A 21,025-nucleotide genomic window follows, 5' to 3' on the forward strand; every position below is an offset into this window, starting at 1 on the left:
ATCCTTTTTAAAATTTCCTATTGCTAGTTAAAAGCTTATATCGACAAATTTATAAATTTATGAACACCTATAAAGAAAATTTTATTTTTCAATAATAAAAAAATAATAAGCAAAAACTGTGCCAAAATTTTAAAATAAATCTCAATTATCTTAAAAAATTTCAAATTTATTAAAAAGATCTGGATTATTTTCTAAAATATTACGCAAGATCAAATCTTCTATCACGCTTTTAGTGCAATCTGTTTGCTTAGGCCAAGCTCTTAAATAACCCTCAGCTTCACCTTTAGCACTTGCATCTACTCCAAGTCTTTCTTCTTTGATAAAAATATCTCTTTTAGCATCTATATTATTTACCACACGCCAAACAAGCATATAAGAATTTTCAAGCTTATTTTCAACATCTAAAAACACTAAAATCCTAAAATGTTTTTTAAATTCTAAAAGTTTGTCAAAACTTTGTTCGATTTTTTCTTTTTTATCAAGCAAAATACAAACTATAGGACTTTTACTTTCTTTATAAAATTGCTTTAAATTTAAAAGTTCTACCTTAGTTTTAAAAAGTTCTAGTAATTTTTCATCTTCTAAAATTTCAAGCTCTTCAACTTGTATTTCTTCGCAAGCATCAAGTCCTGCTTTACCCCCAAAACAAGAATTAGGTGAAGCATGATCTAATTGATCACAAATTCCTTCTGAAATTAAAATTTTCTTTGTATTAAAACGATCTAACATATAAGGAATTAAAGCATCATAATCTTTCAAAGAAGGTGCATTTTTATCCACAAAAATTGCATGCTTAACAAAACTCATTTGCCCTACTCCCCAAAATGCATGCATAATTTGTTGCGCATGAGCGGGATATTTTGCATCGATTTTTGCTAAGATAAGATTATGAAAGACCCCATTTTCAGGCATATTATAATCAATTAAATCAGGTACTGAAGTTTGAAGCAAAGGTAAAAAAATTCTTTCAGTACCAAGTCCCATGATCTTATCTTCTAAAGGAGGTTTGCCTACAACCGTTGCTTGATAGATCGCATCTTTTTTAGCATAAATTTTTTCTACTTTCATCACAGGAAAAAGTTCAGCAGGAGTATAAAAACCTGTATGATCTCCAAAAGGACCTTCGATTTTAAATTCTTCTAAATCCACATAACCTTCAATAACTATATCGCTATCATAAGGCACAAAAATTTCATTCTCACAAGGAGTAAGTTTTGCAGGAGTTTTTTTAATAAAACCATAAAGCAAAAGTTCAAAAATTCCCTTAGGTAAAGGTGCTTGAGAACACCAAATATAAAGTGGATCTCCACCTATGGCTATACTTACAGGCATTTTTTTAAAACCAGCATTTTTGTATTCGTGATAAAAATTTGCCCCATCTTTATGAATTTGCCAATGCATTAAAAGTTCATTTTTATCACTCATTTGCAAACGATACATTCCAAGATTATTTTGAGTTTTATCTAAATTTTGTGTATAAACTTGCCCCATAGTAATAAATTTACCCGCATCATCTTCCCAAGTTTTAAGCACTGGAAGTTCTTCAAGTGAGTTTAAAATTTCATAATCATACAAGGCTTTATTTTTTTTTAGTCTTTTAGGAGGAACATTTTTAAAACTTAACAAATTCATAAAAAAATCCATTTTTGCTTTAAAACTTGTAGGAATATGAAGCTTGGTGAGTTTTGAAATTTCTTCAGCCACCTCTTCATAATCACGCCCAAAAGCTAAATTTAAAGCCTTTTCATTGCAAAAAGTATTCATCAAAACAGGAAATTTATATTGTTTATTTAATTTTTTATCTATAGGATTTTTAAACAATAAAGCCTTACCTTTCTCTCCTTTTTTAGCTTCTATATAAGCTAAATGAGCGATTTCAAGATCTACATCTACAGGCTCTTCAATTACCCTTAAAAGATCATTTTCTTTTAAAATTTGAATAAATTCTTTCATATCATACTCTCAGCTTTTTTTAAAAGTTCTTTAGCACCTTTGGCGATAAATTCTTTAGCTAAACTCTCTCCAAAACCTTTAAAATCATTCTTTTTAATCATTCTTTTATCTTTTAAAATTTCACTTCCATCGGGTAGTCCAAGCACTGCACGCACACAAATTTCATCTCCTAAAAGCTCTGCGTTAATACCTATAGGAACTTGACAACCCCCTTCTAAAGTAGCAATAAATTCTCTTTCAATGCTTGTTTCAATCAAAGCATTTTCATCATTTAAACATTTTAAAAGTTCTAAAATTTTTTCATCATTTATGCTTTCTATACCTAAAGCTCCTTGAGAAGCCGCAGGAATAAGCTCATCTTTACTAAATTCATAAACAAAATTCACTTGCTTATCTAAATTTAAGCGTTTAATTCCCGCCATAGCTAAAATAATCGCATCAAAATCATTATTTTTTAATTTCTCTATACGAGAATTAACATTACCACGCAAAGAAATAATCTCTAAATCAGGTCTTAACAATAAAAGCTGCATTTTACGTCTAAGACTAGTAGTGCCTATTTTTGCACCTTTTGGCAAAGAAAGAAAATCTTTATAATTTTGACTTAGCATAGCATCATTGCTTTGCTCTCTTTTGCTTACCGCTGCCAAAACTAAACCTTGAGGAAAAAAACTAGGCACATCTTTTAAACTATGCACCGCTAAGTGTGCTTCTTTTCTTAACATACTTTCTTCAAGTTCTTTTGTAAAAAGTCCTTTACCACCAATTTTTGCCAAAGGAGAATCCAGCAAAACATCGCCTTTTGTTTTAAAACCTTCTAAAAGCACTTCAATTTGATGTGTATTTTTTAAAATTTGGGCTACATGTTCACTTTGCCAAAGAGCTAATTGACTTTTTCTTGTTGCGATAATAAGCTTCATTTTCTATCCTCTATAATTTCAACATCAATGATTTCTTCATTAGAATTTTGATACTCTTGCTTGGTGTATTGATATTTTGATTTAGTTATTAATTTCAAAGCAATACCAAAAAGAAATACAAAAATTCCAAAAACACTTGTAATAATCCCTGGAAAAACAAGCAAAAATCCTGCGATAACAAAAGAAAATTGTGTTAACATATCCTTTAAGCCACCCATTTGAAATTCAAGCATATTTTTCCAAAAAATTCCCAATAAAACCGCACCAAAAATCATACTCAAAAGTATGAAAAACAAAAAATTACCAAAACCAAAAAAAACTATAAAAAGTACACTTGCAATAATTTCAAGTACAAATAAAGGACTTAAACTTAATTTATAATTCATAACACTTTCTTTTTAAGAATTTCCATAAGTTCATCAGTTTTTATAAGCTCCTTTACTAAACCTTCTCTTTGGATAAGCTCTATTTCATTATTTTCTAATCCTTTACCAATAACTAACGCATAAGGAAAACCCATAAGTTCAAAATCATTCATTTTAACCCCAAAACGCTCATTTCTATCATCAAGCAATACCTCTAATCCAAGATTAGTTAAATCCTCATAAAGCTTATTGGCAAATTCTAAAGCCTTTTCATCTTTGAGATTTGAAACAATAATTTCAAGCACAAAAGGAGCTAAAGTTTTATTCCAAATACATCCTTTTTCATCATGACTTGCTTCAATAGCTACAGCCAATAAGCGTGAAACACCTATGCCATAACATCCCATGTAAAAAGGCTGACTTTTGCCATTTTCATCTAAGAAATTTGCATTCATCGCTTTAGAATATTTTTGTCCGAGTTTAAAAATATGCCCTACTTCTATACCTTTGCTTTGTTTTAACTTTGCTCCACATTTAGCACAGCAATCCCCTTCTTTAACTTCAATCAAATCTTTAAAACGATCTTTGTTTAAATTTACAACATCAATACCGATTAAATGATAATCTTTTTCATTCGCACCCATAATCATTTGCTTTTCGTTTTCAAGCTCAAAATCTATATAAAAATCTATATCTTTTAATCCCACAAAACCTATAAAACCAGCTACCAAACCAGCTTTTTCTAATTCTTCTTCGCTTGCATCAACTAATTCAAGAGCATTGCAAGCATTTTGCGCCTTGATTTCTTGTAAATCATCACTTCCTCTTATAAAAAACACAACTAATTTACTTTCATTTTCATAAATAGCTTTTTTTACCACTGCTTTAATCGTATAAAAAGCATTGATTTTAAAAAATTGTGCCAAAGAATCTATGGTTTTAATATTTGGAGTGTGAAATTTACTCGCATAATTTGCTTCAGGACGCTCATCTTGACAAGTTTTTTTAACTCTTTTTGCAGCTTCAACATTAGCCGCATAATCACAATTTTCACAAATTAAAATATCATCTTCCCCATTTTTTGCTAAAACCATAAATTCCTTAGAACCACTTCCACCAATAGCCCCACTATCAGCTTCAACTGCTCTAAAATCAAGCCCCATTCTTTGTAAAACTTGAGAATAAGTTTTATACATAAGCTCAAACTCACGCCCTAAATCTTCTTCATTAGCATGAAAACTATATCCATCTTTCATTAAAAATTCACGACATCTTAAAAGCCCAAATCTAGGCCTTGCTTCATCACGAAATTTAAGTCCGATTTGATATAAATGTAAAGGAAGTTGTTTATAGCTTGTGATTTTATTTTTTACCAAAGAAAGCATAGCTTCTTCATGTGTTGGGCCTAAAACAAATTCATTTTCTTTTCTGTCTTTAAAACGCAAAAGCTCTTTTCCAAAAACATTATAACGCCCACTTTCTTGCCACAAACTTGCAGGAGTGATAAAACTAAGATTTACTTCTTGTGCTCCAGCTTTATCCATTTCTTCTTTAACTATATTTTTAATCTTGTCTAAAACTCTTTTTCCTAAAGGCAAGAAATTATAAAGTCCACTGCCAATTTGTTCTACAAAACCCGCACGCGTTAAAAAAATATGACTAGGCAAACTCGCATCTTTTGGTGCTTCTTTTAAACTTGGTGCATAAAATTTAGTAAATCTCATCATTATTCTCCATATCAAATTCACATTTATATTGATTTAAACCTTCAAGATTATTTTGCAAATCAAAAACATAACGCATAGCATTAATCACTGTATCGCTTTGTATTTTACCTTGTAAATGTTTCAAATTCACAGTAGGTGTGTGTAAAAAAGCCTTAAAAACTTGATGAATCAACTTTCTAGCTTCTTCTTTATCAGATTTTTTCAAATATCCTTTTTTTAACGCAATTTCAAGTTGTTTATCTGCATATTCTTTAGCTTGCAAGCGTATGGCTTTGATAATAGGCATCAAAGCCAAATCGTTTAAATATCTAAAAAATTCACTTGTTTCACGACCTATTATCCCATAAGCCATACGAGCTTCTTGTTCTCTTAGCGCTAAATTTTTTTGAACCACAATCTCAAGATCATCTACGGCAAAAACAGATATATTTTCATTTTCATTGATATCAATATCCCTTGGAACTGCAATATCAAAAAAATACCTTTTATAAGGAAGTTCTTCTATTAAAGAATTTGTAATAATAGCATTTGGTGCATTGGTAGCTGAGAAAAAAAACTCGTATTGATTTAAATATTTTTTTAAATTTTCTAAACTATCATATTCGCTTAAAACACCAAGTCTCTCGCACAAATCTTTGGCTTTTTGTAAATCACGATTTAAAATAATCACTTTAGCACCCGCAGCAATTAAATGTTTTGCCGCGAGCTCTCCCATCTCTCCAGCTCCAATAACAACAGCTTTTTTTTGCGTTAAATCTGCAAGTTCTTTTGCTTTTGCCACGGCAACGCTAGCTACAGAAATAGGATTTTTAGAAATTTGAGTTTCATTGCGTACCTTAGCAGCACATTTAAAAGCACTATGTACCGCTCTTGAAAGGTGTACTCCGCAAAAATTATTTTTTACAGCAAAAGCAAAGGCATCTTTTAATTGCCCTGCTATCTGAGTTTCTCCAACCACCAAACTATCCAAAGAACTTGCTACGGAAAAAAGATGATGGATTGCTCCACTATCTTCAAAAATATCAGCTTTTTTAAGTAAAATATCTTTATCCACATCACAAAGCAAAGCCAAAGATTTAACAATAAACTCCGCACAGGCCATTTTTACAAAAGCAACAATTTCAACACGATTGCAAGTACTTATAACCAAACATTCTTCAATATTTTCATGAGTACTAATGATTTTTAAAAACTCACTTTTTTTAGCTTCATTGGAAAAGCTTAACTTTTCCCTTAAGGCAATATCTGTATTTTTATGAGTAAAAGATATACAATAATACATTAAAATTCCCTATCTATCATAGCTTTAATAATATCATTAAGCTTGTTATTATCATATTTTTCAATCGCTTTACTAGCCTTTTTTGCATAAGTTTTAGCTTCTAAAATAGCTTTTTCTAAAGCTTTTTGTTCTTCAAATTTAGTTTTTAACCACTCTTTTTCATTTTCATTTAAATCTTTTTTAAATAAAGTCTGCAAATATATCCTATCTTGTTCTTGTAAATTTTCATAAAGATAAATATAAGGTAAGGTAGTCTTACCCTCTTTAAAATCATTCATAGCAGGTTTTCCAAGAATTTTTTCATCACTCTTAATATCTAAAATATCATCAATCATCTGAAAAGCGAGTCCTAAATTTTTTCCATATTCTGCAAAATCTTTTTCATATAATCCAGCCAAAATAGCTCCGCATCTCGCACTTGCTTCGATCAAAACAGCTGTTTTATTATAGATCATTTTCAAATAAGCTTCTTTATTGATATTAAATTTCTCTCCCAAATCAACATCCATAAGTTCGCCTATAGCAAGCTTTACAACAGCATCTGAAATAATACTTGCAAATCTAGCATCCATTTTGCTTAATTCATAAAAGGCTTTTGAATACAAAATATCGCCCAACATAAGAGCATTTTTTGTACCAAATTCAGCATTAACAGATCTTGCCCCACGCCTTAATTCACTCTCATCGATAATATCATCATGTAATAAACTAGCAAGATGTATCAATTCTATAGCTGCACAAATTTTAAAAGCAATCTCACTCTCATCTGCGATAGCTAATAATAATTTAGAGCGTAATTTCTTTCCTGATTTTACATTTGAAAGCATATTTAAAATAGGTTCATAGCCAAGCTCTTGTAAAAACTGTTTTATTAATTCATCTATTTTTTGCACTATCTTTTCCTTGTTAATTGCTATTATTATTTTCTTTGCTTGTTAATGGTTTTACCTGAGGTTCGTTAAAATTAATCATAGGAACAACCTGATTATTTTGCGGTGGATTTTGTAAAGCTTTTTTTCTCGGATCTAAAAATTCTACCATTAAGCGAGATTCCTTATCTTCTATATAAACCGTAAAAGTTGCCAAACCTTTATTATAACCACTAAATTCTAAAATAAGTCTTGCTCTATCAATGTGTGGATTAGTATAATCAGGTATTAAAGTTTGAGTTACCCAATCTAAATTTCTTCTTAAACTCATCACAAATTGACGCGGATATTTGCGAAATTTCGAATGTACGATAATATTAGTATTATCAAACAAAGTCCAATAAAAATCAAAATTTTGCACCTTATCTTCATAGCCTATTTCTTTAATCTGCACACTAGCTCTCTCATCTTTTTTAAGTGTAAATTTATAAGTATAATCAAAAGTTGGTTCAGATGCTAAAACATTACTAAAAATAAAAAAAATACAAATTAAATAGGGGCTTATTTTAAACAATTTTAGCCTTCGTGTCCTAAAATTTTTGCACCTAATTCTATATAAATATCATTTTGCCTTTCTTCTATGAAATCACCATTTTCTAATATGAAATTTTTTACATCCATTTCTGTTAGACCTTGTTTTTCCAAAAGTTCCACCATAGCAATATGATCAGCAAAAAATTCCTCAAAAACTTTTTCTAAGGCTCCTAAATTTCCATTTTGTATAATTTCTATAAATTTTTCTTTTGGAGTTTTATTAAACATTTCATCAAAAAAATCCATTAATTTCCCTTGAAAATATAAGTTTTTGATTATAAAATTTTAATCGTTAAAAGTAGCTAAATTAAAATAATTAAAATTTAAATTTTATTTGCAATGTGTAAAATTTTAGAAGTTAAATTCCGCATGGTGCGGAATTTATTATGAATGTGGTTTTGCTTGAGTGGCGTATTTTACACCCAGATCAAAAGCTTTAGCATTTGCATCACGAGTTTTTGCAGGAACCATATGAAGCATAGTGTCTTTTAAAACATCTAAATCTATACATTTACTCATATAAGCAGCAATTGCAAGTGCTACAACTGATTGAGTAGCCACATTTCCTACCTCATCTTTAGCTATGGTAATAATAGGAATTTCAAAAATTTGCCATTTTTTATAATCTTCACTTTCAGGATGTACTAAATTTGGCTCTACAACTATGATGCCTCCTTCTTTTACACCCCCACGAAAACCTTTATAACCCTTATCTGCAGTCGAAAGCATAAAATCTACTTCCCCTTCTACAGCATAAGGAAATAAAATTTCTTTATCATCGATGATAATATCCACCTTAGTAGGGCCACCACGCACTTGTGAAGTGTAAGTAGAAGCCTTAAAAGCTTGACGACCTTCTTTAATGGCTGCTTCTGCTAAAATTTCTCCTGCGGTGATAACACCTTGTCCGCCTTCACCGCCAAATCTTAATTGATATTTCATTTTAAAGCTCCTAAATCCACCATTCTTTTTTCTTTGGCTGCACGACGTACTTCTTCATAAGCGTGGCAGTATTCTGGCTGAGAATTATCTTCATGTAAAATTCCTGTTGGAAATTTATCTTTTCTTTCTTCAAAATCCATGCTTTCAAATTTAGCTTTATCCACAACGCGACTTTTAATCCAATCAAGCATAGCTACAGCTTCGCCCATTTTGTTTTTTCTACCTAGATTGATATGACAATTTGAAAAAACATCTACAAAACTATAACCCTTATGCGCTAAAGCCTTATAAATTAAATTTTCAAGCTTATTAGCTTCGATCACATTACCCCTTGCCACAAAAGAAGCTCCTGCAGCTTTAGTTAATTCACACGCATCAAAATTAGGGTCAATATTTCCAAATTGAGCTGTTACTGTATAAAAACCTTTTGGGGTGGTTGGGCTTGTTTGAGAATTCGTAAGTCCATAGATAAAGTTATTGATCACAATGTGGGTTAAATCAATATTTCTGCGACAACCATGTATAGTATGATTTCCACCAATTGCCAAAGTATCCCCATCTCCGCTTACCACAATAACATGTTTACTAGGATTGGCTAATTTAATACCTGTTGCATAAGCTATTGCTCTACCATGAGTTGTATGAACTGTATTGCAATTTACATAAGAACTCATTCTACCACTACAACCTATACCCGAAACAAGACAAACATCATCCATATTCCAACCAAGTTTTTCTATCGCGCGGATAATACATTTCAAAACAACACCATCGCCACATCCCCAACACCATTGAGTAGGCATTTTATCTACTCTTAGATATTCATCATAATTAAAAGCCATTTATATATTCTCCTTTACCTTAGCAATAATTTCACTTGGAGTGATAGGACGACCATTTGCACGGTGCAAACTAATAAAATCGCGACGCGAAGTTACTCTTTCAATCTCTTCAAGATATTGTCCCATATTAAGCTCGCTTACCATGACTTTTTTAAATTTGCTTACAACCTCAGCAATTTTTTTCTCAGCCACTGGATAAAGAGTAATTGGACGGAAAAGTCCCACTTTAATCCCTTGCTCTCTTAATCTTTGTATAGCTTCTTTTGCTGAACGACTCACGCTTCCATAAGCAATGATTAAAAATTCAGCATCATCAAGCATATACTCTTCATAAGTACAAATATCTTCTTGATTGTTTTTTATTTTACCTATGAGTCTTTCCATATTTTTTTTCACTATAACTCCATCTTCAGTTGGAAAACCTATATCTCCATGATGAAGTCCTGTAACATGATAACGATAACCTGTAAAGAAAGGATTTAAAGTTGCAGGCTCATTTTCTCCTGCTGCATAAGGTTTATAATCCTTTTTATCGCCTTCAAATTTTTTACGGTTATATACTTTAATATCTTTTAAATCAGGTAAAACCGCTTTACCATTCATGTGCCCTACAGTTTCATCCATAAGTAAAAATACTGGAGTCATATATTTTTCAGCTAAATTAAACGCTCTAATGGTTTCTGTATAAGCTTCTTCAAGACTTGCAGGAGCAATAGCAATACTTGCAAAATCCCCATGAGTTGGTGCTTTAGCTTGAAACAAATCTCCTTGTGCTACACGAGTTGGAAGACCTGTTGAAGGACCACCTCTCATAACATTTACAATCACAAGTGGAATTTCAGCAATAAATGCAAGTCCTATTTGCTCTGCTTTTAAAGAAATTCCAGGACCGCTACTTGCAGTCATGGATTTTACCCCACTCATTGCCGCACCAATAGCCACGCTAATACCTGAAATTTCATCTTCCATTTGTATAAAAGTTCCATCATTTGCAGGAAGCATATGGCTTAATTCATGAGCTATCTCACTACTAGGAGTAATAGGATAACCTCCAAAAAATTTACATCCACAATCAATCGCAGCTTTGGCGATTAAAACATTACCTGTTGCTATAACTTCTCTCATTATTTTTCCTATGCTAATTTTTTGTATTTGTTATTTTTTACGGCTACAGCTCTATCTTTAGCCTCAGCAGTAAGTTTGGCAAATTTAAATTCATCTCTTTTTGCCACCATAATAGCAAAATCAGGGCAATGTATCTCACACTCGGTACAGCCTATACAGGATTCAGGGTGTACCACCTCTATCATTTGTCCTAAAACCGCATGCACATCATCGCGCATAGCTAAAACCCCAGCGGGGCAATAGCTAACACAAATATTACATGCTTTACATCTATGCTCATCTACCCAAACAGGGGTATCTTTTGGAGCTGTCATACTCATGTTTTTTTCCTTTATTAACCTAATATTTTTTGAATTTCTTCACCAATTAAAGCCGGAGAATCCACCACATGAATTCCATAGCTTTTTAAAGCTTCTTTTTTAGCTGCAGCACTTTCATCAGCACTTCCTACTATGGCACCTGCATGCCCCATTCTTTTGCCTTTAGGAGCAGTTGCACCTGCAATGAATGCTACCACAGGTTTGCTAATATTTTCTTTAATAAATTTAGCCGCTTCCACTTCCAAACTACCACCAATTTCACCTATCATTACAATAGCTTTAGTTTCATCATCTTTTTGGAATTCACTTAAAAGTTCTTTATAAGCAAGACCTATGATAGGATCACCACCAATTCCTACTGCAGTAGAAATTCCATAACCACCTTGAACTACCTGATTAGCAGCTTCATAAGTTAAAGTTCCACTTTTTGAAATAAGCCCCACGCAACCTTTTTTAAAAATAAAACCTGGCATAATTCCTAACTTACATTCTTCAGAAGTGATAATACCTGGACAATTTGGTCCAATGATTTTCATACCCTTTTTATTAGCATATTGCTTAGCAAACATCATATCCTTTACAGGCGTATGCTCGGTGATTACAACTGCAAGCTTAATACCCGCATCAGCTGCTTCAATCACGCTATCACCCACAGCAAAAGCAGGGACAAAGATCAAGCTCACATCAGCCTTTGTTGCTTTAACCGCATCTGCAACGGTATCAAAAACTGGTTTACCTAAATGAGTTTGTCCGCCTTTATGAGGGGTGACACCTCCAACTATATTTGTACCATAAGCCATGCATTGCTCAGCGTGAAAAGTTGCTTCTTTACCTGTAAAACCTTGAACTATTACTTTTGTATTTTTATTAACCAATATACTCATTTTCCATCCTTATCCTACTAAACTTTTTACAAGCTCTGCACCGTTTTTAAGATTGGTTGCTGCTTTGATATTTTTAAGATTTGAATTATCTAAAATTGTCTTTGCTTCTGCTGCGTTAGTGCCATCAAGACGCACTACAATTGGAATATTTACCTCAACATTCTTAGTAGCTTCTAAAATTCCATTTGCTATCCTATCACAACGAACAATACCACCAAAGATATTGATAAATATAACTTTTACATTTTTATCTCTTAAAATAATTTCAAAAGCCTTTGCAACAGTTTCTGGAGAAGCTCCCCCACCTACATCTAAGAAATTTGCAGGTTTTGCACCACTATAATTAATAATATCCATAGTTGCCATTGCTAGACCCGCACCATTTACCATACAAGCTACATCTCCATCTAATTTCACATAGCTTAAGCCAAATTCAGCCGCTTCTCTTTCAGCAGGATTTTCTTCAGTAGTATCTCTAAGTTCAGCAATTTCAGGATGACGATAAAGCGCACTATCATCAAAACTGCATTTTGCATCAAGGGCATAAAAATCCCCTTCTGCAGTTTTAATTAAAGGATTAATTTCAAGCATATTCATATCTTTATCCATGTAAAGCTTATAAAGTTTAGCTATCATAGAAATGAGTTTTTTGCCTTCATCTTTATCAAGTCCCAAAACTCTCGCTACTTCAAGTCCATGAAACATTTTAAATCCAATTTGTGGATCAATACCTACTTTTGCAATTTTTTCAGGACTTTCTTTGGCTACTTTTTCTATATCCATCCCTCCTTCACTTGAAGCGATAATGGTAATTTGCTCTGCCATTCTATTAAACAAAATAGCCAAATAATACTCTTTTACTATATTAGCACCACTTTCTATATAAAGTTTTTGCACAAGTTTGCCTTCAGGTCCTGTTTGATGAGTTACTAAATTCATTCCTAAAATTTTACTTGCATAATCTTTTACCTCATCTAAATTCTTAGCGATTTTAACACCACCACCAAGACCACGGCCTCCTGCATGAATTTGAGCTTTAACTGCCCAAACACTACCGCCTAATTCTTTAGCATTAGCCACAGCTTCATCTACGCTAAATGCAACTTTTCCCTTTAAGGTAGGGATGCCATTGTCTACAAAAATTGCTTTTGCTTGATACTCATGTATGTTCATTTATTCTCCTTTATATTGATATTTGATTAAAGATTTTTCTAATTTGTCTTTTTCTTGCAAACTAAGATCCATTTTCATGATTTCAATCACACCTTCAAGTCCTAATCTTGCCATAACTCCCAAGGCTTTGTTTTGCACTCCAAATTCTCCATGTAAAATCACACTCATAGGTAAAAACTCGCCACTTCTTATAGACTCAAGCATTCTTATACAAGCACTAGCAGGGGCTAAATAAGCTGAAGTTTTAAGATGTTTGATTACTTTAGCTCCACCTGTTTTAACTTCATTTTCTAAATCCTCAAATTCTTCTTCATTTAAAAATTCGCTTATATTTTTATTTTTAACACTTGCGTAAGATTTTACCAAAACCATATCATCATTATGAAAACCAATAAGTCTTGTATCCACTCTTGACATTTTGACATTAAGTTTTTTGGCAAGTTCATACTTAAATCTTGCATTGTCTAAAACACCCGCCATGGCTATAATTTTCTTTGATGAAAAAATCCCGCTTTCATAAAGAGTATTAAGTAGAAAATCCACAGGATTAGTTAAAATAATAAAAAGCGGATCTTCTGTAAAATCTTTAATTTTTTTAGCACAATCAAGCATAATGCTTGTATTTAACTGAAGCAATTCTTCTCTACTTTGCCCATCTTTTCTAGCAAAACCTGCACTAAAAAGCACTATATCTGAATTTTTGGTATGAGTATAATCTTTAGTGCAAAGTAAATCTATATTTAAATTTAAAGCAGCTATGCTTTGAGTAAGCTCTAGTTCTTTTGCGTAAAGCAAATCCTCGTTAATATCTACTAAAACAATTTCATTTGCTATTTCTCTTAAAATCAAAGCATAAGCTACGCTTGAACCTACATTGCCAGCCCCTATAACAGTGATTTTCATCTTTGTCCTATTTTTTCTAAAATAGCGTTAAAAGTTGCACTTGGACGCATGATTTTATTTGCTTTTTCATCATCAAATTTATAATACCCACCCAAATCCACTTTCACACCTTGTGCATCGTTAAATTCGGCTCTGATTTTTTCTTCATTAGAAGAAAGCTCTAGGGCAATATCTTTAAAAAAGCTTTGAAGCTCCATATCACTTGCCTGTCTTGCTAAATGATTTGCAAAATACATTGCTAAATAAAAATGACTTGTTCTATTATCATCTTCTTTGACTTTTCTTGATGGAGCTTTATTATTTTCAAGCCATTCGCCTATAGCCTCATCAAGACATTCTGCTAAAACCTTAGCTTTATGATTGCCACACTTATTTGCATAAAATTCCAAACTTGCTTGCAAAGCCAAAAATTCACCCAAACTATCCCAACGCAGATGATTTTCTTCGACTAATTGTTCTACTTGTTTAGGTGCTGAACCCCCTGCTCCTGTTTCAAACATAGCTCCACCATTTAACATAGGCACAACAGAAAGCATTTTTGCACTTGTTCCAAGCTCTAAAATAGGAAAAAGATCGGTTAAATAATCCCTTAAAACATTACCCGTGATAGAAATAACATCTTTACCTTCTCGGATTAACTCTAAACTTCTTAAACAAGCTTCTTTTGGAGTTAAAATGGCTACATTTTTACCCTTTTCTTTTAAACGATTTTGTACCAAAGTTATCATGATTTTATTACTAGCTCTTTTGCTATCTAACCAAAAAATAGCTTCGGCTCCACTAAGTTCTGATCTTTCTATACCTAAATCAATCCAATTTAACACTGCATCAAATTTAGCCTGATTAGCTCTATAAATATCACCTTTTCTAACCTTATGTTCTAATAAAACTTTACCGTTAGAAACTATTTTAAAAGTTCCTTCTTCTTTAGCCACAAAGGTTTTATCGTGCGATCCATATTCTTGAGCTTTTTTAGCCATTAAACCTACATTAGATACACTGCCAAGTTTTGAAGGATTTAAAGTACCATTTTTATGCAAATCTTCAATAACCGCCTCATAAATAGTTGCGTAAGTTTGATCAGGAATTACGGCATTTGTGTCCTTTTCCTTACCTTCCTTATCCCACAATCTTGCGCCATTTTTAAGCATTGCAGGCATAGAAGCATCAACGATAACATCGCTTGGAACATGAAGATTTGTAATGCCTTTATCTGAATTTACCATAGAAATATCTGCAGATTTAGCTAAAATTTCACTGTATTTTTTTAAAATTTCATCTTTTTTGCTTGAATTTTCGATCTTACTTAAAAGCTCACTTAAACCATTATTTGGATTAATGCCTAATTTTTCAAATTCATCTTGAAATTCGATAAATAATTCTTTAAAAAATACTTTTACCGCATAACCAAAAAGTATAGGATCACTTACTTTCATCATTGTAGCTTTTAAATGCAAAGAAAAAAGCACATCATCATCTTTGCTTGCTTTAATTTCTTTTGCATAAAATTCCTGAAGTTTTTGCACATCCATAAAAGTAGCGTCTAAAATTTCATTTTTTTCAAGTTTTAAGCCCTCTTTTAAAATTTCTTTTTTACCATCAACGCTTGTAAATTCTATATTAGCCACACAATCTTGATCGATTAAAACCGCTTTTTCATTAGAGAAAAAATCCCCTTCTTTCATGTAAGAAACACGAGTTTTTGAGTTTGGATTAAACTCAACCACACGATAAGGATTGTTTTTTGCATAGTCTTTTACCGCTTTTGTTGAACGACGATCTGAATTTCCTTGTCTTAATACAGGATTAACCGCTGAACCTAAAACTTTTTGATATTTTGTTTTAATTTGCAATTCTTCATCATTTTTTGGCTCATCTGGGTAATTTGGTAACATATAACCCTTATCTTGCAATTCTTTAATCGCCGCCTTAAGCTGAGGAATAGAAGCTGAAATATTTGGGGTTTTAATAAGATTTGCATCCGATCTTTTGACAAGCTCGCCTAAAAGCTCTAAAGCATCTTCACATCTTTGTTCCTCTTTTAAATACTCACTAAAAGTAGCTAAAATCCTTCCAGACAAAGAAATATCCGAGGTTTTTACTCCTATATATGCCCTACTTAAAAAAGCTTTCACTATAGGCAAAAACGAATAAGTCGCAAGAGCTGGCGACTCATCTGTCAAGGTATAAGTAATTTGCATTTTTAGTCCTTTAAAATACTTATTTTTATTTTCATTTTTAAGTATATTACAAATAAAAAAAAATGCAAGAGTAAGTTTAAAGTTTGTTTTAGTTTTCAAACAAACTTTAAATATTTTTAATTAAGTAAATTAGCAGGAAGTTGTATGATATTTTTAATAAGATTAAAAGGGGTTTTTAGAGTATCTGTTAAAATTTCGGTATGAAATTTAGGGTCATCTATACTTCCATCTATTTTTAAGTTTGTGCTAATTTCTTGATTTTTACCTAAAATTACATAATTTAAAATTGGAACCTTGGATATAGCTTCTGAGGCTGATTTTAAAGTTTTAAGCTCTAAACTAAAATCCACTGTATTTAATCTTAAATTTGCTGATCCTAAACCATATATATCTACACTATCGCCATTTAAATTAATAGCTGAAACACTTAAAAGATCTTTTTTTCTATTAAAAATAATCTTTCCATCATGCAAACTTAAACCTTTTTGATTAAAAGTTGGAGATTTAAACATCAATAAACTTGGTACAGTATCGATAAAGGAAATAAGCTGATTTATACCTCTTAAATCCTTCACATAAGTATTTTTAAAATCGATCTGTCCATCAAAATACTCCAATCCACTTCCTTTTATACTTAAGTTAAACACTCCATCTTGAACAGCTTGTTTTTGTAAAAACTCATTTAAATAATTATCATCAATATTGCTAACGTTTAAATTTAAATCATTAGAAGAATAATAAAGATCAAATTTTGCATTTCCTCTAGAACCTTTAAGATCCAAAGCATTGCCTTTTAAATCAGCCTCTACCCTATCAAAAGCCAAAGTTTTATTAGAATCTGGCAAAATTAAAGCTACATTTGCTCCACCAAAACTAATATTTTGGGTATTAGTAGAAATATCAAATGTTGAATTTGAAGAGTTGGAATCTTTTCTATAAATATAACTTAAATTTTTTAAATGAATTTCTTTATTATCAGAACTTATTTTAGCACTTGCTGTATCACTTTGAGTATGAATTTCCATAATGCCCTTATTTTTTACAATATCAAAGCTATCATTTTCATAAGGAGTTTGACCGTTGATAAGTAAATTATTTTTAAAATAAGCATCATTAACGCTTGCATTAAAATCTTCGAAATTTAAAGTTTTATAATAAACATTTTTAGCATCGATAAACCCAAACTTTTTAAGTAATGGAGAAAATGAAAATAATATCTTAGGATTATTAAGATTAGCCTCAAGCCCATCTTTAAAATTTAAAATCAAATTCCACTGAGGAATGCTAATGTTAACATTTTGCGAATAATCTAATTTTACTTCTACATTTTGATTTTTTAAATCTAAAAGCTCCCCATTGTCAAAATAAAGCCTTGAAATCTGAGTATTGAAATTTCCTTGTTGTTTTTGCAAGTCAAATTTAGCATTAAAATCAGCCTCTAAAAAGCCATTTTTAACACTAGCATTTTCTATATTTAAATCATTTTGATTTAATTTTACAAATGCTTTTGTAATATTAAAATCAGCCAAAGAAATACTAGCATTCTCTAAAGCTAAAATACCACTATAAGAAATTTCACCCTTATCATGAAAATCAATTTTAAGCTCTAAATCACTTTTAATTTTTCCGCTTTTTTGATAAAAAGGTAATGAAAAATGATAATCCTCTAAAGCTTTAGCAAGTTTTTCGTCAAATTTTAGATTATCAGACTTAATGCGCAAATAAATCCCAGCTTTTTTTTCATCAAACAAATCATATAGATAAACCTTACTAGAACTTAAATCAGCACCATTATAGAAAGCTTGATTAAAGACAAAATCAAGCTTTTGTTTGTTTAAATTTAAATCGAGTTTTGGAATTTCAATAGCATTCATTTTATCATCCAAACGAACTTTGACATTATTAACATAACCTGATGCGCTAATATTGTCTAAATAATAATTATCTTTAGTAAAATCTATAAAGCCCTGCAAATAATCTAAATGATAAAATTCTCCCTTAGCCCTATATGCTACCCAAAGATTTAAACTCTGCGGAAGTTCTATTCTTTTATTAACTCTTTTAAAAATTTCCGTAATATTTCTAATGTTTAAATCTTCTATTTTATAAGCTAAATTTTTATCTTTGTAAGAAATACTTGCGTTAAAGTCAAATAATTCTCCACTTGCTCTACCTTGAAAATAATAAAACTCACTCTTAGTATTGATACTTAAATTTCCATCAATATTTAAATCATAATCTTTTAATAAAAGTTTTTTAATATCAGCTATAAGTTCTTTATTTTGACGCTGTAATGTTAATTTTAAAAATAATAAATCATTATCTATAAAAAATTCATTATCTTTAAATAAAATACGCACATGATTATCTTTTATATTTAAATTTTGTATATCAATCTCTTCAACAAAAGTATATAGATATTTTAAATTTTTTGTTATTTTTAAAATCTCTGTTGAAGCATTATCAGAAGAGTGAATTTGTGATGAAATTTCGGAATTTTGAGTCTCATTTATAGTGATATTTTTTGCTCGTACAATTAATTTTTTATCTAATTTAATATATAATTGTTCCAATTTTAAAAAATCAAATTGGATACTAGAGATGACAATCCCATTTTTAAGCACTATAAACAAAGCTAATATAAGCACAACAAAAAATACAACAATATATAAAATTTTCTTTTTCATACGCAACTTCTTTTTGATATTTGTTTTGGGGATTTTTTATTATCTAACTCAGCCTTTAAAAAGCAATTCTGTGGTATTTATTCCCCAAGGTTCAATTTCTCAAATTATAACATATTTAAAGCAAAATAAATATCAGATGAGTAGTATTGATAAATATATTTTATTTTTTTTAGGACACCCTCAATCAGGCTGGATCAACATAGGCACAAAAGATTTAAATAGGGCTGAATTTCTACATAAACTCACTATTGCTAAAGCAGCGCTTCAAACCATTACTCTTATCCCAGGAGAAACAAGCGTAATCTTTTTAGAACAAGCAGCCAAACAACTTGGACTTGATAAAGATATGCTTTTAAAAGAATTTCAAGCTCAAGCTCCTTATGATGAAGGAGTTTTTTTACCAGAAACTTATAAAATCCCAAAAGGCATTACAGAAAATCTACTCATCCAAATGCTTTTAAACCATGCTGAAATTTCCAATAAAAAAACTTCTGAGAAAATTTTTGGTGATTATAATCCAAAAAAATGGCACCAATATATCATCATCGCTTCTGTAATACAAAAAGAAGCTGCTAATGACAATGAAATGCCTATAGTTGCAAGCGTAATTTATAATCGACTTAAAAAAGGTATGAAGCTTCAAATGGATGGAACTTTAAATTATGGAATTTACTCCCATGTAAAAGTTACCCCACAAAGAATAAGACAAGATAATAGCTCTTATAATACCTATAAATTTACAGGATTACCTAAAGAAGCGGTTTGTAATGTTTCTTTAGCTGCTATTCGTGCAGCTATTTTTCCTTTAAAGACAGATTATTTATATTTTGTGCGTGATAAAAATACTGGAGTTCATATTTTTAGCACAAATATAGATGATCACAATAAAGCCATAAATTTACAAAAAGGAAAATAATTTTGATATTTTTATACAAAATAGTTAAATTGGAACAGTATTTGCTTGTTAATATTAAAAATTATAAAAAGGATAAAAAATGATTAACCCATTTAAATCAAAAGAACTGGTCACTGGTGCTTTAGCGGGTAGAAATCTAAGAAATCAACTCATCAATGCCAATCTTGCAAATGTTGATACTCCTTTTTATAAAGCAAGAGATATTGAATTTGAAACAGCTTTGGTAAATCGTGCAAATGAAATTTTCAAAAAAAATGATAATAAAGAATTGCAATTAGCCGTAACTGAAGAAGGGCATCAAAAACCTTGGAAATTCCCTGATCCTAGTAAATCTACTATTTACTTAAGAGATGGTCATTTAGCAAGAAATGATGCAAATACTGTTGATCTAGATGTAGAAACCACAGAAATGAGTAAAAATACAGTTATGATAACAGCTCTTGATGGAGTTTTAAGAAGACAAAGCAATATCTTTAGTTCTATACTTGATGCAAGCTCTAAATTAAGTTAAAGGTAAATTATGGCATACTTAAGTGATTTTGATATTAGTGGTTATGGTTTAAGTGCTCAGCGTTTTAGAATGAATGTTATTAGCTCTAATATAGCTAATGCAAACACTACAAGAACAGCTGAAGGTGGGCCTTATAGAAGACGCGAAGTGATTTTTAAAGCAACAGATTTTGATAAGCTTTTAAATGAGCAAATTAACAAAGATAATAATTTTTTAAAATATGAAAATCCTTTAAATGATCCAAGTTCGCCAGAAGAAGCTAAACCTGCTATTCAAAGTGTTGTAGTGGATAAAGTAGTCAGAGATGACAAAGATTTTCGTATGAAGTATAATCCAAGCCATCCTGATGCAAATGCTGAAGGTTATGTAGCATATCCAAATGTAAACCCTGTTATTGAAATGGCAGATTTGATTGAAGCTACAAGAGCTTATCAAGCCAATGTAAGTGCTTTTACAAGTGCAAAAACTATAGCTCAAAGTGCGATTGATTTATTAAGAGGATAATAAAAAATGAACAATATTAATGATTTAAGATTAAATAATAATATTTCAAATACCAACAAAAGTCAAAATTCCACAGGAATTGGTGATGAATTTGCCAAGATGCTTAAAAATGAAATCGATGATTTAAATAAAGCACAAGAAAGTGGAGAAGCTGCAATGACAGACATTGCCACAGGACAAGTAAAAGATTTACATCAAGCAGCTATAGCTATCACTAAAGCTGAAAGCAGCATGAAATTTATGTTAGAAGTAAGAAATAAAGCAATCAGTGCTTATAAAGAAATCACAAGAACTCAAATTTAAACCC

Annotated in this window: 21 protein-coding genes; 4 read left to right on the top strand and 17 right to left on the bottom strand. The window is 31.0% G+C overall.

Features of this window, described 5'->3' with window-relative positions:
• Positions 1-150 precede the first annotated feature (150 nt).
• The 17 genes from SR62_RS04215 to SR62_RS04295 all read right to left on the bottom strand — a co-directional run bounded on the left by SR62_RS04215 (position 151) and on the right by SR62_RS04295 (position 18,787).
• Positions 151-1,953, bottom strand: a complete 1,803-nt coding sequence (locus SR62_RS04215; protein WP_002877623.1) for a menaquinone biosynthesis decarboxylase — start codon at positions 1,951-1,953, stop codon at positions 151-153.
• Positions 1,950-2,873: a hydroxymethylbilane synthase gene (gene hemC / locus SR62_RS04220; RefSeq protein ID WP_002856753.1), complete on the bottom strand. Its 924-nt coding sequence runs from the start codon at positions 2,871-2,873 to the stop codon at positions 1,950-1,952. Before hemC ends, SR62_RS04215 begins: the two co-directional genes overlap by 4 nt.
• Positions 2,870-3,259, bottom strand: coding sequence for an FxsA family membrane protein (gene fxsA, locus SR62_RS04225; protein WP_002877625.1), 390 nt, complete (start codon positions 3,257-3,259; stop codon positions 2,870-2,872). Before fxsA ends, hemC begins: the two co-directional genes overlap by 4 nt.
• Positions 3,256-4,965, bottom strand: coding sequence for a proline--tRNA ligase (locus SR62_RS04230; protein WP_074484161.1), 1,710 nt, complete (start codon positions 4,963-4,965; stop codon positions 3,256-3,258). The genes fxsA and SR62_RS04230 overlap by 4 nt, the downstream gene beginning before the upstream one ends.
• Positions 4,949-6,247 carry a glutamyl-tRNA reductase gene (hemA, locus tag SR62_RS04235; RefSeq protein ID WP_002877631.1) on the bottom strand — a complete coding sequence of 433 codons (1,299 nt, stop codon included), beginning with the start codon at positions 6,245-6,247 and terminating at the stop codon, positions 4,949-4,951. The genes SR62_RS04230 and hemA overlap by 17 nt, the downstream gene beginning before the upstream one ends.
• The gene (locus SR62_RS04240) at positions 6,247-7,140 is read right to left on the bottom strand and encodes a hexaprenyl-diphosphate synthase (RefSeq protein ID WP_002861263.1); all 894 of its coding nucleotides are present in this window, start codon (positions 7,138-7,140) and stop codon (positions 6,247-6,249) included. The genes hemA and SR62_RS04240 overlap by 1 nt, the downstream gene beginning before the upstream one ends.
• A gap of 13 nt (positions 7,141-7,153) precedes the next feature.
• Positions 7,154-7,690: an exporting protein gene (locus SR62_RS04245; RefSeq protein WP_002877632.1), complete on the bottom strand. Its 537-nt coding sequence runs from the start codon at positions 7,688-7,690 to the stop codon at positions 7,154-7,156.
• 2 nt (positions 7,691-7,692) lie between these two features.
• The gene (locus SR62_RS04250) at positions 7,693-7,956 is read right to left on the bottom strand and encodes a DUF2018 family protein (protein ID WP_002854834.1); all 264 of its coding nucleotides are present in this window, start codon (positions 7,954-7,956) and stop codon (positions 7,693-7,695) included.
• Positions 7,957-8,094: 138 nt separating this feature from the next.
• Entirely contained in the window at positions 8,095-8,652 is a 558-nt protein-coding gene (locus SR62_RS04255) for a 2-oxoacid:acceptor oxidoreductase family protein (protein ID WP_002856866.1), read from the bottom strand.
• Positions 8,649-9,494 (bottom strand): 2-oxoglutarate ferredoxin oxidoreductase subunit beta, encoded by an 846-nt coding sequence (locus SR62_RS04260; RefSeq protein WP_002877633.1) that lies wholly within the window; start codon positions 9,492-9,494, stop codon positions 8,649-8,651. The genes SR62_RS04255 and SR62_RS04260 overlap by 4 nt, the downstream gene beginning before the upstream one ends.
• Complete coding sequence (locus tag SR62_RS04265; RefSeq protein ID WP_002858560.1) at positions 9,495-10,619, bottom strand: 2-oxoglutarate synthase subunit alpha; 1,125 nt, start codon at positions 10,617-10,619, stop codon at positions 9,495-9,497.
• Positions 10,620-10,627: 8 nt separating this feature from the next.
• On the bottom strand, positions 10,628-10,939 hold the full coding sequence (locus tag SR62_RS04270) for a 4Fe-4S dicluster domain-containing protein (protein WP_002851088.1): 312 nt from the start codon (positions 10,937-10,939) through the stop codon (positions 10,628-10,630).
• 14 nt (positions 10,940-10,953) lie between these two features.
• A complete protein-coding gene (sucD, locus tag SR62_RS04275; protein WP_002855278.1) occupies positions 10,954-11,823 on the bottom strand; it encodes a succinate--CoA ligase subunit alpha in 870 nt (289 codons plus the stop codon).
• 9 nt (positions 11,824-11,832) lie between these two features.
• A complete protein-coding gene (sucC, locus tag SR62_RS04280; RefSeq protein WP_002858590.1) occupies positions 11,833-12,996 on the bottom strand; it encodes an ADP-forming succinate--CoA ligase subunit beta in 1,164 nt (387 codons plus the stop codon).
• Positions 12,997-13,899 (bottom strand): malate dehydrogenase, encoded by a 903-nt coding sequence (locus SR62_RS04285; protein ID WP_002858544.1) that lies wholly within the window; start codon positions 13,897-13,899, stop codon positions 12,997-12,999.
• On the bottom strand, positions 13,896-16,100 hold the full coding sequence (locus tag SR62_RS04290) for an NADP-dependent isocitrate dehydrogenase (protein ID WP_147502275.1): 2,205 nt from the start codon (positions 16,098-16,100) through the stop codon (positions 13,896-13,898). The genes SR62_RS04285 and SR62_RS04290 overlap by 4 nt, the downstream gene beginning before the upstream one ends.
• Before the next feature lie 116 nt (positions 16,101-16,216).
• Positions 16,217-18,787: a DUF3971 domain-containing protein gene (locus SR62_RS04295; RefSeq protein ID WP_002892351.1), complete on the bottom strand. Its 2,571-nt coding sequence runs from the start codon at positions 18,785-18,787 to the stop codon at positions 16,217-16,219.
• Between SR62_RS04295 and mltG the strand changes: the two genes are divergently transcribed.
• From mltG to fliE, 4 genes are all read left to right on the top strand, one after another.
• Positions 18,702-19,703, top strand: coding sequence for an endolytic transglycosylase MltG (gene mltG / locus SR62_RS04300; RefSeq protein WP_002892348.1), 1,002 nt, complete (start codon positions 18,702-18,704; stop codon positions 19,701-19,703). The two genes, SR62_RS04295 and mltG, sit on opposite strands and share 86 nt — an antisense overlap.
• A gap of 79 nt (positions 19,704-19,782) precedes the next feature.
• Positions 19,783-20,214: a flagellar basal body rod protein FlgB gene (gene flgB / locus SR62_RS04305; RefSeq protein ID WP_002854879.1), complete on the top strand. Its 432-nt coding sequence runs from the start codon at positions 19,783-19,785 to the stop codon at positions 20,212-20,214.
• A 9-nt stretch (positions 20,215-20,223) separates the two neighbouring features.
• Complete coding sequence (gene flgC / locus SR62_RS04310; RefSeq protein WP_002921597.1) at positions 20,224-20,718, top strand: flagellar basal body rod protein FlgC; 495 nt, start codon at positions 20,224-20,226, stop codon at positions 20,716-20,718.
• A gap of 6 nt (positions 20,719-20,724) precedes the next feature.
• On the top strand, positions 20,725-21,021 hold the full coding sequence (fliE, locus tag SR62_RS04315) for a flagellar hook-basal body complex protein FliE (protein ID WP_002856884.1): 297 nt from the start codon (positions 20,725-20,727) through the stop codon (positions 21,019-21,021).
• Positions 21,022-21,025: the final 4 nt, after the last annotated feature.

Origin of the sequence: Campylobacter sp. 2014D-0258, assembly GCF_008000495.1 — a bacterium.
Classification (GTDB): domain Bacteria; phylum Campylobacterota; class Campylobacteria; order Campylobacterales; family Campylobacteraceae; genus Campylobacter_D; species Campylobacter_D jejuni.